At 41.0% G+C, this 15,502-nt stretch carries 13 protein-coding genes; 2 read left to right on the forward strand and 11 right to left on the reverse strand.

Annotation, left to right across the window (positions count from 1 at the left end):
* Positions 1-67 precede the first annotated feature (67 nt).
* Positions 68-1,507 carry a carbon starvation CstA family protein gene (locus tag H625_RS0104245; RefSeq protein ID WP_026858818.1) on the forward strand — a complete coding sequence of 480 codons (1,440 nt, stop codon included), beginning with the start codon at positions 68-70 and terminating at the stop codon, positions 1,505-1,507.
* 170 nt (positions 1,508-1,677) lie between these two features.
* Here the strand turns inward: H625_RS0104245 and H625_RS13190 are convergent, their stop codons facing one another.
* From H625_RS13190 to H625_RS0104270, 5 genes are all read right to left on the reverse strand, one after another.
* Complete coding sequence (locus tag H625_RS13190) at positions 1,678-2,658, reverse strand: CHAP domain-containing protein (protein ID WP_026858819.1); 981 nt, start codon at positions 2,656-2,658, stop codon at positions 1,678-1,680.
* 332 nt (positions 2,659-2,990) lie between these two features.
* Entirely contained in the window at positions 2,991-3,740 is a 750-nt protein-coding gene (locus tag H625_RS0104255; protein WP_026858820.1) for a DeoR/GlpR family DNA-binding transcription regulator, read from the reverse strand.
* A 717-nt stretch (positions 3,741-4,457) separates the two neighbouring features.
* Complete coding sequence (locus H625_RS0104260; protein WP_026858821.1) at positions 4,458-4,874, reverse strand: hypothetical protein; 417 nt, start codon at positions 4,872-4,874, stop codon at positions 4,458-4,460.
* Positions 4,875-4,985: 111 nt separating this feature from the next.
* The gene (gene aldA / locus H625_RS0104265; protein WP_026858822.1) at positions 4,986-6,431 is read right to left on the reverse strand and encodes an aldehyde dehydrogenase; all 1,446 of its coding nucleotides are present in this window, start codon (positions 6,429-6,431) and stop codon (positions 4,986-4,988) included.
* Between the two features lie 65 nt (positions 6,432-6,496).
* A complete protein-coding gene (locus H625_RS0104270; protein ID WP_026858823.1) occupies positions 6,497-7,135 on the reverse strand; it encodes an NAD(P)-dependent oxidoreductase in 639 nt (212 codons plus the stop codon).
* 100 nt (positions 7,136-7,235) lie between these two features.
* Here H625_RS0104270 and ybaK point away from each other — a divergent pair, with 100 nt between their 5' ends.
* Positions 7,236-7,721, forward strand: coding sequence for a Cys-tRNA(Pro) deacylase (ybaK, locus tag H625_RS0104275; RefSeq protein ID WP_026858824.1), 486 nt, complete (start codon positions 7,236-7,238; stop codon positions 7,719-7,721).
* Between the two features lie 43 nt (positions 7,722-7,764).
* On the opposite strand, the gene H625_RS0104280 is transcribed toward ybaK, so the two are convergent.
* The 6 genes from H625_RS0104280 to H625_RS0104310 form a co-directional block, all read right to left on the reverse strand.
* On the reverse strand, positions 7,765-8,535 hold the full coding sequence (locus tag H625_RS0104280) for a cytochrome c oxidase assembly protein (protein WP_245573095.1): 771 nt from the start codon (positions 8,533-8,535) through the stop codon (positions 7,765-7,767).
* 17 nt (positions 8,536-8,552) lie between these two features.
* Complete coding sequence (locus H625_RS12525; RefSeq protein ID WP_342664932.1) at positions 8,553-8,990, reverse strand: DUF2243 domain-containing protein; 438 nt, start codon at positions 8,988-8,990, stop codon at positions 8,553-8,555.
* Positions 8,991-9,105: 115 nt separating this feature from the next.
* A complete protein-coding gene (locus H625_RS0104290) occupies positions 9,106-11,229 on the reverse strand; it encodes an ATP-dependent Clp protease ATP-binding subunit (protein WP_026858826.1) in 2,124 nt (707 codons plus the stop codon).
* Positions 11,230-11,535: 306 nt separating this feature from the next.
* Positions 11,536-12,477, reverse strand: coding sequence for a DMT family transporter (locus tag H625_RS0104295; protein WP_026858827.1), 942 nt, complete (start codon positions 12,475-12,477; stop codon positions 11,536-11,538).
* An 89-nt stretch (positions 12,478-12,566) separates the two neighbouring features.
* A complete protein-coding gene (locus tag H625_RS0104300; protein WP_026858828.1) occupies positions 12,567-13,541 on the reverse strand; it encodes a tRNA dihydrouridine synthase in 975 nt (324 codons plus the stop codon).
* A 470-nt stretch (positions 13,542-14,011) separates the two neighbouring features.
* A complete protein-coding gene (locus H625_RS0104310; RefSeq protein WP_035785158.1) occupies positions 14,012-15,502 on the reverse strand; it encodes an MDR family MFS transporter in 1,491 nt (496 codons plus the stop codon).

Raw genomic sequence — 15,502 nt, forward strand, 5'->3', positions numbered from 1 at the left:
ACTCAACTGTAACTCCTTGCTACACTTAGCAACTAATTCACTTATCCCACTTTTTAGGAGGGCCGCTATGTTAACGTTATTAATTTCTTTATTTTTACTGGTGACAGGTTATATTGTTTACGGAAAGATTGTAGAACGTATTTTTGTTATTGATGATAAAAACCCAACACCGGCATATAAAACAAATGATGGTGTTGATTATATGCCAATGCATCCATTTAAAGGATGGCTGATTCAGCTGTTAAATATTGCAGGTCTTGGTCCTGTATTTGGTGCTGTAGCCGGTGCTGTTTACGGTCCTCCAGCTTTAATCTGGATCGTTGTCGGCTGTATTTTTGCCGGTGCCGTGCACGATTACTTTGCAGGCATGCTCAGTTTGAGACATAATGGTTCACAATTCCCGGCTCTTGTAGAAAGATATCTTGGCAAAGGTGTTAAAGTTTTCATTTATATCGTTTCACTGGCTCTGATGATTCTTGTGACTGCTGCCTTTACTGCCGGTCCCGCAGAATTAATTGAATTGAAATCTGGCGGTGCGATTCCATTCTTTGTTGCTTTAATTATTATTTTCACATACTTTGTTATCGCTGCTATATTACCGATTGATAAAATCATCGGACGGATTTATCCGTTTTTCGGTGCGGTACTGATTATTATGGCAGTAGCAGTGTTATTCGGTTTAATTTTTTCAGACACTCCGATTCCAAACCTGACATTTGAAAACCAGCATCCTGCAGGACTTCCTGTATGGCCGCTTATAATGGTTACCATTTCATGCGGTGCAATCAGCGGATTCCATTCAACTCAAAGTCCTATTATAGCTCGTACAGTTAAGAAAGAATCAGACGGACGCAGAGTCTTCTTTGGTGCAATGATTGCAGAAGGCGTTATTGCATTAATCTGGGCAACAGCCGGTATGACTTTCTTCCATGGAACAGGCGGACTGGCTGACGCGCTTGCTGCAGGCGGACCTGCTGGTGTAATCGATACAATTTCAATTGAAATGCTCGGTTCTGCCGGTGCGATATTAGCGTTCCTTGGTGCGATTATTTTACCAATCACGACTGGAGATACAGCACTTCGTTCTTCCCGCATGATGCTTACTGAAGCAGTAGCAGGCATAAGAAAGAGCAAGAAAGCTCCGAAGATGTTCTGGATGACACTTTGCGTCGGTATTCCGGCATTCCTGCTGTCGACGATTGATTATATGTTCTTATGGCGTTATCTAGGTTTCACTAACCAGACCGTTGCAGCGACAATGTTGTGGGTTGCTACTGTTTATCTATTAAAAGAAGGTAAATTCCATTATATTGCCGGAATTCCTGCATTATTCATGACGGGAGTCGTCGGAACGTACTTCCTCTACGCACCGGAGACATTGAATTTGGATTACAATATTTCAATCATCGGCGGATTGATTCCGGTCGCTGTTACAGGTTATCTGTATGTCAGAGCTATTCTGAAACAGCGTACTGCGGAAGCTAACGATCCGGCGTATGAACATTAATTATTAAAGAGAACCGGTATGAGACAAACTCATACTGGTCTTTTTTATGGAATACTGTCATACCTTTTCAGTTATTATTAATGAATCGACAACTCAGCTTATTTTCAGATAAAAAAAGCGGGAAGAGAATCCAAAAAGATTCTCTTCCCGCTAGTTATATTTATTTAATATTAGTGAATGAAGTTGTGACTAGATACTTGAGAAGCACTGATTGTTCTCGAGTTCACGTCACCAAGTCCGCCGCCAAATTGCATTTCAGAAACAAGGATTGATCCGTCAGCGTTTACGCTTTCGACAATCGCAACGTGGCCAAGTCCATATGCACCATTAGTGTATGCTGGAGCTTGCATAATTGCACCTACTGAAGGTGAATTGCTTACTGAGTAACCTGCTGATTGAGCACCATTTGCCCAGTTTGAAGCGTTGCCCCAGTTGCCGCCTACGCCTAAACCGCGCTGAGAACGTTGTTCAAATACATACCATGCACATGTGCCCCAGTCGTAATAGTTAGCGCCGTTACTTGCACTAGTTACCGGTGTTGCCGCTACTGGAGTTGCTGCCTGCGGCTGTTCAACTTCTTGCACTGCAGGTGCTGCTTCTTCAACCGGAGCAACTTCTGCCGCTTGAACTTCTTGTACTGCAGGTGCTGGAGCTTCTGCAGCTTCAACTTCTTGAACTTCTGTTTCTTCAACAGCTGGTGCTGCAGTTTCTGCTGCAGGTGCTGCTTCTTCAACTGTTACTGCTGCAGGAGCTGCTGATTCAGCAACTTCAATAGTTTTACCAGCAATAATAAGGTCTGAAGATAAGTTGTTCCACGCTTTAATTTCGTCAATTGTTATATCAAATTGATTAGAAATAGCGAATAAAGTGTCGCCTGCTTCAATAGTATATGTAGTTGAAACTTCTTCTACTTCTTCAGCAGGAGCTGGACTTGGTGATTCTGAGTCTACTTTAAGAACGTCGCCAGGGAAAATAAGATCTGAAGTTAAGTTATTTAATGACTTAATCTCGTTAACTGTTTGTGATGCACCTTCAGAAACGCTCCAAAGAGTGTCGCCTGCTTCTACTGTAATTTCTGATGCTGATATATTTACTGCAGCTACTGCTGATAAAGCTGTAAGCGATGCTGCAGAGATAATTGTTTTTTTCATGTTTAAATCCTCCATAGTTTGGGAATATGTTAGTTGAACTCTGTCCGAGTCATTTCCACGAGTCTTACTATAGCATATGAGTCAACGGATTTGGCGTTTGTAATTGACTTGTAACCTAATAGAAAAATTAATGAGATTAGACTTATATAAAGTAAGCGGCTTCATAATTGTAAATTTCATGTAAAACACCCGTAACCCTTGATATAAAAGGTTTACGGGTGTTTTATCGTATATTTTAAATTCAAAGTTATCAAACATTTGTAATATAAATGTAATGTTATTAGTAGAACACTAAATCGATTAAAACCAGTGTTAGATAGGTTTTATCCAAATTATATTATCGTTGTATGTGATGCCAATTTCTCAAGTTCATTCTTGTCGATTAAATCATCTGTAATGATTGCATTAAAATCACTGAAATCACTGATTTTCGCAAATGAAGTGTGCTTCATCTTGCTTGAATCCACTACGAGATATGCCGCCTGACCGCACTTCATCATTAAACGTTTCACTTTGGCTTTTTCGATTGTCGGTGCAAAAATTCCATCATCAAGCGTCATAGCCTGTGTCCCGACAAATGATACGTTTACTCTAATATTGTTTAGTACATCAATCGTCTGTGCGCCATACATTGAGCCGATGTTCTGCTGAACAGTGCCTCCCAGAATAATTACTTCATGGTGACTATCTATTAACTCAGCTGCCGCTTTAATATCATTTGTTATGATACGTACAGTAAAATCTTCATTCTTTAACAGTTTGCATATTTCAAGAGTAGTTGTTCCGGCATCAAGCAAAATTGTTTCATACGGCTTGATAAACTGCATTGCTTTTTTCGCAATCAATCGTTTCTCTTCTATATTAACGAGCTGTTTCTTCACGAACGGCACTTCATTTAAGAACGAATCCTTTAACAAAATCGAATTAGACGTTCTGATAATTTGTTCTTTTGATTCTAGTTCTTTTAAATCACGACGTACTGTCATTTCAGAAACGTTCAGCTCACAAGCAAGAAGCTCAATCGTCATATTGCTGTCTTCAGCTACACGGTTTATAATATACTGCTGTCTTTTACTCTTCATATTTGATCACCTTGAGATTCATTATATTGTTTATTTTTCACACTTTAAAGATTATTATATTATTTATTAACATTATTAATTTATTTTTGTTACTTTTTAACTTTAAGACTCCGGCCAGTGGTTGCGAGATCTATGAAATCAGTTCATAGAATTTCTAAATCACTGGGATTACTATGAAAGTAACTCATCGAACTTCTAAACCGCTGGGATTCCTATGAAAGTAACTCATTGAACTTCTAAACCGTTGGGATTCCTATGAAATTAACTCATAGAGCTTCTAAACCGTTGGGATTCCTATGAAATTAACTCATAGAGCTTCTAAACCGCTGGGATTCCTATGAAATTAACTCATTGAACTTCTAAACCACTGGGATTCCTATGAAATTAACTCATTGAACTTCTAAATTCTCAGAACAATTTTCGGCCAGTCCGATGAGCAGGTTTCATCAGACTCATAATAACTTTCCAGTCCGATGAGCGGGTTTCATCAGACTCATAATAACTTTCCAGTCCGATGAGCGGGTTTCATTAGACCTATAACTACTTTCCAGTCAGATGAACGGGTTTCATTAGACCCATAACTACTTTCCAGTCCGATGAACGGGTTTCATCAGACCCATAACTACTTTCCAGTCCGATGAGCCGACCCATCATGCCCCATCAAAACAAAAAAAGTAAAATCCGCCAATCCGGATTTTACTTTCCGCTTATCACAGTCTATTTCTTTAGAACGACGCCGTGCTCTTTTAGTCTCTCTGCTAGAACTTTCATACCTGCAGCGTCACCGGCTTCTTTCGCTTCGTGGTACGCACTCAGCAAATCGGTTACTTCGTTCTGCTCACCGCGCAGTTTTTCTTCAGTGTCTGCACCAGCTTCGTCATCGTCATCGTCATATACCATTTCAACTCTAAATGTAACAAACAGCATAATAATCCCGAATATAATCGCGAGCCCGATGCTCGATACGCCGGCGATGTTTTCAAGCGTATTATTTTCAATTACATTTTCCGATAAAAACCCTGCTATTTCTGGGGTAATAAATCCGACCGCCATACCCATCAGCACTTTCGTCGGATCAAAGTGGAATTTCTTTCTGTCCGGACGTCTGTCGTCTTCTTCTGATTTTAAAAACATAGTGAAGCTCCTTATAAATCTTCTTTCCTTAATATTATACTAGAATAACCATCTAAAAACGTAAAAAAGATGCCATCATTTCTACAAAATAATGGCATCTCTTCAATTTAATTATTCATTTTTATACTGCATGTACACAACCTGTGTAACAAGGAAGTCTTCAACGCCGTGTTTGCCGTCGGTGCCTCCAAGTCCCGATTGTCTCATGCCTGCATGGTAACCTTGTACTGCTTCAAAGTTTTCCCGGTTCACATACGTTTCACCGAACTTCATCTCATTGATGACTTTCATCGTTTCGTTCATATCATTGGAATAAAGTGACGATGACAGCCCGTAAATCGTATCGTTTGCCATCTCGATTGCTTCATCAATTGTTTCAAATGTTGTAATTGGCAGAACAGGGCCGAATATTTCATCCCGCATAATTTTCGAGTCATGTGTCACGTTAGTTAAAATGGTCGGTTCATAGAAGAAACCTTTATCCGTCTCAGCTTTTTTACCGCCCGTGACCACTTTCGCACCGTCAGTCACTGCTTCGTCGACCATCTCTGCAACTGTATTCAAACGGTCTTCGTTAATTAATGGTCCAACTTCAACATCCTTATCTTCACGGGGATCACCGAGTTTCTTCTCTTTAAAGGCTGCTGCCAGTTTATCAATCAGCTCGTCTGCTACGCTTGAATGCACATAAACACGCTCGGCATTCGTACACGCCTGTCCGTTATTTGCAAGTCTCGATGTCACAAGCGCATTCACTGTAAGATCAATATCTGCTGACTGCGACACAATCGCCGGTGCTTTCCCGCCGAGTTCCAGATTTACCTTGGTGATATTCTGCGCCGCCGCTTCCATTACTTTCGTTCCTGCTGTAATACTGCCGGTCATCGTAATCATGTCGACATTTTTATGTTTAGCTAGAGCATTACCGATTTCGGAACCCGCACCGGTCACGACATTATATACACCAGCCGGAATATCGTCCATTTCATCGACAATCTTCGTAAATTCCATCGCCGTATTCGGCGTGTGCTGGCTCGGCTTAAGCACGATTGTGCTGCCTGTGACGAGTGCAGTCGCTACTTTTCTCGCTAAAATAAACACCGGGAAGTTCCACGGGTTAATACCAGCGACAACACCGATCGGTTTTTTATACATTAAAATATTCTCATTAGGACGATCACTCGGAACGATATCGCCTTCGATGCGTCTCGCCCATTCCGACATGTAATGGAAATAATCGATAGCCAGGTCGACTTCACCGCTCGCAAGATCGTAATCTTTCCCCTGCTCTTCCTGCAGTAAATCGATAAACTTCTCGCGTCTGTCTGCGATTCTGTCTCCAAGTCTGCGGACGATTTTCCCGCGTTCTATATTCGGTGTCAGCTCCCACGCTTTCTGCGCTTTCTGAGCTGCCTGCACCGCCTTATCCACATCTGCATTCGTCGCTTTCGGAGTTCGTGAAATTACTGCTTCAGTCGCTGGATTAATTACGTCAATCCAATCTTTACCTGTCGAGTCCGTATAGGCTCCGTCAATATATAACTGATGCTGAATCAAAAAATCTCCTCCTGAATTTTATTACTTATTATCTTAATTAAGAGCAACACATTAAAAACGGTCGTTTATCCTTTTTCAGCAACGACTGTAAATCGTTCGTTAACGTGTTTACTATTTTCAGCTTCGTCGATAACTGCAATCGCAAAGTCGGCATAGCTGATATAGCTTTCTTCTTTACTATTCACAAGCAGCACGTCTGTACCTGTTTCATATGTTCCAGTACGTTTTCCTTCTGCGTCAAATTCTGCAGACGGGCTTATAAATGTCCATTTTAAATTAGTTGTTTGTTCAAGCTCTTCCAGGTTTTCACTCTGTCCCCCCGCAGTTGGTTTAAACATGTCCGGGAAGTTAGGCGTATCAATGACTGTCATCGTTCTGCTGTCATCTATATATAAACTGCCGGCGCCGCCAACCACAATCAAACGGGTTCCAGTTCCTGCCAGTGTATTGATTAATGCACGTCCTGCTTCAACGTGTGCATCTTTCTCACCAAGCGGAGCACCAAAGGCGTTTACTACAACCTCCAGTCCTTTGAAATCTTCTCTCGTTATATCATGCACATCTTTCTCTATTACACTCACATCATCATTGGTTAATTTAGAAGCATTTCTGACAATCGCAGTTACTTTATGTCCTCTGTTCAACGCTTCGTCTAATATTAAACTGCCGGCTTTCCCTGTTGCACCTACGATTCCTATATTCATTAAAAATCCTCCAGTTATGTTATGATTTTAACTACTATTATGTATACCCTGCACTTACTTTTTGAAACTATACTTATTTAATGATCAGGAGAGCAGATATATGAAGAAAAAGAAAATCCAAAAGACTAATGCGATGCGTACGCTTGAGAATCACAAGATAAACTACGATGTCCATGAATACGCATGGAACGAAGAACGTACAGACGCTAAAACTGCTGCAGAGAAAGTCGATATGCCGTTTGAAAAAATATATAAAACATTAGTTGCCGTCGGTAATAAGACGAGCATTATCGTTGCCTGTATTCCCGCTTCAAATGAACTCGATTTAAAAAAGTTCGCGAAAGCGAGCGGCAACAAGAAAGTCGATATGCTTCATATGAAAGAGCTTGAGAAAACGACGGGATATATCCGCGGCGGCTGTTCGCCTGTCGGCATGAAGAAACTATTTCCAACGTACATCGCAGCCGAAGCCGAAACGATGGAAACAATCGTTGTTTCTGCAGGCAGACGCGGTATGCAGATGGAGCTTGCTCCCGAGGAATTAGTTGAAGTCACTGAAGGAGAATTCGCTGATATTACAGAATAATAAAAGAGCTCTGATCCATTTACAGGTCAGAGCTCTTTATCTTCTAAGACAGTTTCACTGTCTGGACACGGCTTCTCTCGGCTCGTTTGTACCATTCCAGGCACAGTAGAATAATCAGTGCCAAGTCTACAATATCACCGCCGTAATACATCAGCATGGCACCGCGCTCACCATCCTGACGAGGTATGCCTGCCGGCGGTGATGCATATATCAGTTTCGATAATATTTTATGGAAACCGAGTGCCGCGATAAGTACTGCTGCGCGATATAAAAAAGAATAGCGGTGCGTTACAATATCGATATAAATAATCGACATGGTAAAGAGATAACCTGCAAGGAAAACGTGCAGATGAATAAGTGCAAACAGCAATACAGATGTGTGCATTAATTCAAACAGGCCGGTTTTGTAAATCAGAAACAAACCGCCGATATTAAGTATTGAGGCGACGATTGGATTGCTTATAAATTTTACATATTTCATATTCAAAAATGTACTCAATTTTCTCGCCTGAGAAACTTTCAGCGTCCGTATTATAAGCGTCATCGGTTTGCCGTGAAGTATAAGGAGCGGTCCAAGCATGCCGAGCAGCAGATGCAAAAACATATGGACAGTAAAGTCTGTATGAGACAGACGGGCCAGCGGTCCTGTCAGTGCAGAAGCAGCAATGATTACCCCAATTGCAAAAATAAAATACCGCCCTTTTTTCCATGCTCTATGTTTTTTATTGGAATAGTACATCGCTGCGGGATAGAGTATTAAAGCGGAAATTGCGATAAACAAGACGGTGATTTCAAGTATGAAAAAGTGTGTCATATTCATGTGATGCATACTTAATGACCTGCCTTTTTATGTTTCGACCTGAGGAGCAGCACGATGCCGGTAATTAAAAGAACGGCGCCTGAAATATTCCATGCCAGATCATAGGGCAGTAGATTAACATCGTAACGCACCTGATGAATCTGCAGCAGTTTGTGGTTGATAATACCGTCAAACAGCTGGAATCCTCCTAAACCGGTAAATATTCCGCCAGCCCATTTAAGTTTATAGACTGCCCGTTTACGCTGTAAATCAGCAAACATAAATAATCCAATTACGAGGGCAAACAAGGCAAATGCATTGAGCAGTCCATCAGATAAAATACCGATAAACGTCGTTGCACGATCATAGAAATGATGCCATTGGAGCAGCTGATGGAAAATAATTTCATCGACAAGTGCCATTAAACCAATACCGAAAAGAATACCCGACCATATGTTTTCCCGACCCATAGACATTCCTCTTTCGCATGTATATTTACATATTAAAGTACCCTGAAGCTGTATGTATTAATCTGGAAAAATAAAAAACCTTAAATCCATGATGGATTTAAGGTTTTAATATTTACTAAGCTTTTACGACGACAATTTCTCCGTCTTTAATGTGTGCTTTAACATTTTTAAGATTTTCTTCTTCTAAAATTAAATCTGTCAGCTGATCTTCAATTTTATCCTGGATGACTCTGCGCAGCGGTCTTGCACCGAAGCGTTTGTCATAACCAAGGCTGACAAGTTTTTTCTTAGCGCCTTCAGTAATCGAGATACTGATTTCATTTTCTTTTAACGCAGCCTGTAATTCATCGAACATTAAATCAACAATTTCCATTAAGTGTTCTTCCGACAGCTGATTAAAGTTAATAATCGCGTCGAATCTATTTAAGAATTCCGGTTTGAAATAATCACTTAAGTTTTCAAGTGTCGTAACCGATTCATGCTGGTCTGCATTAAAGCCGACGCTCGTATTGTTATCACCTGTACCGGCATTGCTTGTCATAATGAAAACTGTTTCTTTAAAGCTGACTGTTCTGCCGTGTGAATCCGTTAATTGCCCGTCTTCCATAATTTGCAGGAACATATTCTGCACGTCAGGGTGCGCTTTTTCAATTTCATCTAAAAGAATAATTGAATAAGGATTATGGCGTACTTTTTCTGTCAGCTGTCCAGCTTCTTCGTGACCGACGTAACCTGGAGGTGAACCGATAATTTTAGATACGGCATGTTTCTCCATGTACTCGCTCATGTCGAGTCTGATCATTGAATCTCTTGAACCGAATAACTCTGCAGCAAGTGCTTTTGTTAATTCTGTTTTACCAACACCTGTCGGTCCGACGAACATAAATGACCCGATTGGACGGTATTTAGATTTAAGTCCGGCACGGCTTCTTCTGACAGCTTTCGCTACCTTGTCGACAGCTTCATTCTGTCCGATAACTTTAGCATTCAGGTTAGGACCGAGCTCTCTCATTTGCATCTGTTCTTCAGACTGCAGTTTCGTTACAGGAATACCTGTTTTCTCTTCAACAATCAGCTGAATATCAGATATATCGACATCCATTACCTGCTTGTCATCTGCTGCAGCTTCCAGCTGTTTCTCAAGCTGCAGTTCCTGATACTTAAGACGTGCTGCAGTTTCATAGTCTTCCTGCTCTGCCGCTGCGTCTTTTTCTTCAGCTATCTTTTCTAACTTCTGCTTGATTGATTCTGTATCGTTTTCAGCATTTGCCAGGTTTAATCGTGAACCGACTTCATCCATTAAATCGATTGCCTTATCCGGTAAGAAACGGTCCTGAATATATCTGTCGGATAAATTCACAAACGCTTCAACAACTTCGTCTGAATAGCTGACTTCATGGAATTTTTCATAGCGGTCTTTAATTCCGTTAAGAATTAATACAGACTCTGCCAATGTCGGTTCTTTAACCATAATCGGCTGCAGACGGCGTTCCAGTGCAGCGTCTTTTTCAATTTGGCGATATTCTTTCAATGTTGTCGCACCGATAATTTGCAGCTCGCCGCGTGCAAGTGCGGGTTTAAGAATGTTGCCGGCGTCCATCTGTGAACTTTCCGCAGAACCTGCACCAACAATCTGGTGAATCTCATCGATAAAGAGAATAACATCCTCACGTTCTTTAAGTTCGGCAATCAGCTGTTTCATACGCTCTTCAAACTGACCGCGCATTGAAGTGTTCGCTACTAATGATGCCACATCAAGCACGTAAATTTCTTTATCCATCAGCTTAGTTGGCACATTGCCTTCCACTATTTTTAATGCTAATCCTTCAGCGATTGCTGTTTTACCGACACCAGGTTCACCGATTAAGACCGGGTTGTTTTTGTTACGTCTGTTCAGCGTTTCAACAACCCGCTTAATTTCTTTGTCGCGTCCGATAACCGGGTCAATATTACCCGCTCTCGCTTCGTCTGAAATATTGTTGCCGAGCTGATCTAAAAGCCCGTCACGCTTGTTTTTTTCGCGTTCTTTAGTTTTTGTGCCTGTATTTTTATTCTCTTGTCCGTTGAAATATTTATTGTTTTCGAAAGATGATCCTTTAAAGAAGTCATTTGAATTTATCATTTGACCTTGGATTTCCTGGAAACAGCTGTCACATAAATGAACCTGCATTTTTTGATTGTTAAAATTCATTGCTAGGTTTACATTCGATTCGTTAATTCCGCAATTTTGACATTTCATATGTGTTTCCTCCTATTAGTATATTCTATTCACAGTCTATTTGACTTTGACTATATTTGACTATGAATACAGTATAAAGGCCTCAAAAGATATTTTCAAATATGATGCTTACAATTATTTTTCTCACCTGACTATCTTTGACCTTATGTATTTATTATACATTGACCTTCTTTGACTTTCAAGTGTTTTAGCTTGGTGTTTAAATAGAAAAACCGGCTCTTCCTAAGTGGAAAAGCCAGTCGTAATTATTATTTCGTATTTGTGAATCCGCCGTCGATACGGATTTATCTCTATTTATAAATTCACTTAAAATAAATTAATCAGCACGACACCTGTGAGCATAATTATTAGACCGATAAACTGTACGGGTACAATAGTATGTTTTGCTGAACGGAATAAACCGAACTGCTGCACTAAAATGCTCCCTGTAATTTGTCCGAATAACACCAGTACGATCGTCGGTCCTGTACCGATTTCACCCACGAGAAATATGTTGATTAAAACATAAAATCCGCCGAATATTCCTCCGAGCCAAACCCAGAGCGGCGCCTTTTCTGTAATAGGGTATTTCACCGGTCTGAATGTTTTATCTCTTATTACAACGATGATAATTAACGTTGCCGCACCGATAAAGAACGAAATAAATGCAGCTGTAAATGGCGAGTTCACCGCACTGCCGAGTTCTCCATTAATCGCTGCCTGTATAGAAAGCAGTGCACCGCCGGTAAATCCTGCAGCTCGCCACGGCCATTTATTGATATCATTATTCAGAGATTCCAGCCTATGGTGGCGATGTTTCATGACATCCTGCAGTACAACCGCCAGAAAGACACCGGCAAAAATTAAGACGACACCAAGAAATCTGCTTATGCTAAAAGGCTGTACCATCGAATTAAACCAGCCAAAGTTATCGATAATCATACCTGTAATAATCATCCCGATAATCGGCATAATCGCAGTTTCTACGCTGCCTATTTTAGGAAAGATAAATATATTCGTTGTGAGTGCAATAACACCGCACACGCCGCCGAGCCATATCCATGCCGGCTGTTCAGTAAACACTGGCAGCTTAGGTGCAAGCGGCAAACCGTTGACCAGCACGATAATACTTAAAAATACGGTACCGATGACAAATGAAATCATCGATGCAATGAACGGGGAACGTACATAACTCCGCAACCCTGAATTAATAGCAGACTGCATCGACATTCCCGTTCCAATTGCAGCACCTAGTAATGCAGTAAACATCGTGCTCACTTCCTCTGTCTGTTTAAATATTATCGTATCACTTATCAATGCAAAAAGCTCTTTTGATATTTTATCAAAAGAGCTTCTTATTATTCTGCCGGTTCCATCTGTGCTTCAAATTCATCAAGCAGTCCCCGGACCTCATCTGTCGTATTTGTGCTCATCAGCTGGTGTCTTAACTCACCTGCGCCTTTGATACCTCTGACATAAATCTTAAAGAATCTGCGCAGCGGTTTAAACAGACGCGATTCTTCTTTTGAATATTTATCGAATAAATCGAGGTGCAGTCTTAATAAGCCAAGCAGTTCTTCACTCGTATGTTCTCTCGGGTCTTTTTCAAATGCAAACGGGTTAGTGAAAATCCCCCGTCCGATCATGACACCGTCGATACCGTACTTCTCTGCCAGTTCGAGTCCTGTTTTTCTATCCGGAATATCGCCGTTAATTGTTAGAAGTGTATCCGGTGCGATTTCATCGCGGAGCTTTTTAATTTCTCCGATTAAATCCCAGTGTGCGTCAACCTTACTCATTTCTCTGCGCGTGCGGAGATGAATCGACAGGTTCGCAATATCCTGTTTGAACACGTGAGTCAACCAGTCTCTCCACTCTTCAATTTCAGAGTAGCCGAGACGCGTTTTAACACTGACTGGAATACCGCCGGCTTTTGCCGCCTGAATAATTTCAGCAGCTGTTTCAGGACGCTGAATTAAACCTGCACCTTTACCTTTTGCAGCAACGTTCGGAACCGGACAGCCCATATTTAAATCAATACCTTTAAAGCCCATCTCAGCCATGCCGATACTCATTTCGCGGAAATGTTCAGGTTTGTCTCCCCATATATGAGCGACAATCGGCTGTTCATCTTCTGTAAACGTTAAGCGTCCGCGTACACTGTGTACGCCTTCCGGGTGGCAATAGCTTTCTGTATTCGTAAATTCAGTGAAAAATACGTCGGGTGTTCCTGCTTCACTGACAACGTGACGGAACACAACATCTGTAACATCTTCCATCGGAGCTAAAACAAAAAATGGACGCGGTAATTCACGCCAAAAGTTTTCTTTCATATATATTTAAACCTTCTTATCTATTAGTATCTCGAATTTTTATCCATGATGATATTACCACAAAAAGTCATTTTACACAAAAGTATTATGACCATTTAAAAGCCTGCAGAGACTAATCATCTGCAGGTGCATATCACTCGTTTTGCATTTTATATATGCCGGTGATCCAGCCTTCCCGCTTAAATACGCTGAACTTAAATACATCGTTATTTTTCATAATGATTTTAACGACGTTCGGGATTACGCCCAGACTGTTCTTCGTTTTGCTTTTCTTATATATTTTTAAAAGTATTATACTCCGCCTATTGCTATCACAATTGTGAATATTAGCAATCCAGCGATTACAACGATTAAGAATCCCATAAACCACTTATTCATAACTCCCGCTCCTTTATAAATCACCACATATACATTATACACGTAAAAAAATCACTTCATTTCGAAAATGAAGTGATTTCATAAATTATTCACTAATTCTTGTCTTTTTTAACCGGTGCAGTCACCAGATCTTCGAGCGGTTTCGCACGATAAACGAAGAATGACATTACTGCCGCAATCAACGCAATAATAAAGATAATGAAGTAAACAAACTCCACACCCGATACCATTGCCGCTGACACAGCCGCTGGCGACTCAGGATTTGCAGCACCTTCTAAATAGCTCTGCTGACGTGAGTTAAGCAGTCCGAGAAACACCGATACACCGATTGCTCCTGCCAATGGCTGAAGCGTTGATACCACTGCGGTACCGTGTGTATATAAATGTTTCGGCAGCTGGTTTAAACCGTTCGTCTCAGCCGGCATCATTGTTGCAGACACACTGAGCATAATCAGCATAAAGCCGACAATAATTACCCACTCAGGCGTTTCAGCACTCAGGTTGCTGAACATAAACATCGTTACAGCAAGAATAATCGTTGCTGGAATCATCATCACTTTCGGGCCGACTTTATCGAATAAAGCACCCATAAACGGACTCATTATTCCATTTAACAAGCTTCCCGGCAGCAGTAAAAGACCAGCCGCCGCTGCAGTAAGTCCCATCGGCCCCTGCATAAATACCGGCAGAATAAGTTCTGATGCAAACATCACCATAATAATAATAACGAACAATACTACGGCATGCGAGAACATTGGGAATTTAAATACGCGTAAATCCATTAGCGGTTCATCGAGTTTAAGCTGGCGGAAAACAAATAGTGAAATTGCAATCACACCGATAATAATGGGAATGAATACTGAAGGTGTCATAAATCCATTCGCACTTTCACCAGCGTGACTGAACCCGTAAATTGTTGAACCTAAACCAATCGTTGAAAATACGATAGAAATCCAGTCGATTTTCGGTTTGGTCATTTCAGTTATGTTGACCAGATACTTCAAGGCAAATAAAATTGAAAAAATCGTAAACGGCATAACGAAGATAAATAAGAATCTCCAGCCGAAGTATTCTACAATAATACCTGAAAGCGTCGGACCGATGGCCGGTGCAAACATAATAACAAGACCGACAATCCCCATAATTTTTCCTCGTTTATGAGGCGGATATATTAATAAGAATACATTAAACATAATCGGCATAATTAAACCTGTACCGATTGCCTGAATCATACGTCCGAGGAGCAGTACACCAAACGTCGGCGCAAGTGCCGCGACGACTGTACCGATAAAGAATGTAACCATCGTACCGATGAACAGCTGTCTGGTCGTAAACCATCCCATTAAGAGCGGTGACACAGGAATAACGATAGCCATTACAAGCATAAAGCCTGTCGCTACCCATTGAACTGTAGAGAGAGTAATATCGAACTCTGCCATCAGTGTCGTTAAAGCGATATTGAGCAATGTTTCATTTAAAATAGCGAAGAATGCACCGATAATTAACGCGACCATAATCGGCAGCGTTTTAGCATTTGGATCCTCCGATAAAAATTCGTACTTTATATTTTTTTCTGTTGTCAT

Source organism: Jeotgalicoccus psychrophilus DSM 19085, from assembly GCF_000425845.1.
Taxonomy (GTDB): Bacteria; Bacillota; Bacilli; order Staphylococcales; family Salinicoccaceae; genus Jeotgalicoccus; species Jeotgalicoccus psychrophilus.